Raw genomic sequence first — 1,234 nt, 5'->3', positions numbered from 1 at the left:
CTTTAATAATATAGCAAAGATCTCCTTTAACCGCGCCGCCAGTACCAGCCTGGCTAGGCGAAGTTCTCCAGGTTGTTCCAATTACATCTTTTACTGATAGAAAAGTAAGACCAGCCAAATCTGCTTCAGTAAATGTTGCATAAGCATCTTTTTTAGCTACCATTGCCGCACTTACACTGCCTAAGTTATTGATTGAAACAAAATCCTGAACCCAATAAGGCGAACCTAAACCAGAGTTGAACGTACTGTAGCTCCATGAAATATCCCATGTGCTTTTTGCCGGTTCAGCCTGAACAATTTTATTGTTTTCTAACGAAACAAAAACCAGATTGTAATCAGCATTTTTAGGCACATCCAAAGTTTTTATTACAGTTTCGTTTAGTCGGGCATATTGAATTTTGTAGCCAGAACCATTACGGGTAACTTTTAATTTAAACCACTTGTCTTTATCCTTATTTCCTTCGTAGCTTAATAAATAAACTTTGTTCTCTGCTTCCGTAGCACTTACTTCAGTAAAAGCTGTTTTAGTGATATTTCCGTCCCAATAATCAACTAACGACACCGTAAGCGGATCCATGATATCGTGATTTAAATTAACTGTTGTTCCTGGATCTGCCAATGTAACAGCTGTAATATCGATTTTTGATGTTGCCGTTGCCGTAGTTTGATAAGAAGGATTAAGCACAACTCTGAATTTACTATCAGAAGTTAACCCGATATTGAAACTCTTTCTTTCTGCAGAAGTCTGTTTATCGGCGCTAAAATCTACATAAACTATATTTGTATAGTTTGATTCTGCTGTTTTACCACTAAGTGTTAAAGTACTTCCATCGGAAGGTGGAGCAACAAAAATAGGTTCTTCTGTATTCTTTTTACAGGCCGTAAGTGTTGCAGCTAAAAACGCGATAGCGATTAATGAGTTCAGTTTGTTCATGTTATTATAATTAATGTTGTTTATTGTTAAAATTTATTCCAGTTATAGATTAGCCCAAGCACATACGATCGGCCATAACTATATGGAACATCGCCACCTGTGCTGTGTGCTCCACCAGTTGCAGTTGAAGTGTTGCTCAATTGTGTAACATTAAAGAGGTTTTTAATACCTGCATTAATGGTTAAAGACTTAAATAGATTTTTGTTCAGCATTAAATCTGCGGTATGGAAATCGCCAATTTTTGTCAGTTTTACTGAGTTGGGATCGTTTTCGGCTGTAAGTTTATAGTTTGGCAAGCTC

2 pseudogenes are annotated in these 1,234 nt (G+C 36.8%); both read right to left on the bottom strand.

Going from position 1 to position 1,234, the window contains the following annotated elements:
• A pseudogene (locus tag AC1DND_RS28130) lies at window positions 1-934 on the bottom strand (hypothetical protein); the annotation flags it as partial.
• Between the two features lie 26 nt (window positions 935-960).
• A pseudogene (locus tag AC1DND_RS28125) lies at window positions 961-1,234 on the bottom strand (TonB-dependent receptor); the annotation flags it as partial.

The sequence above is a fragment of the Pedobacter sp. 01N416 genome, assembly GCF_056399685.1.
This window is presented reverse-complemented; position numbering and strand designations above follow the sequence as displayed.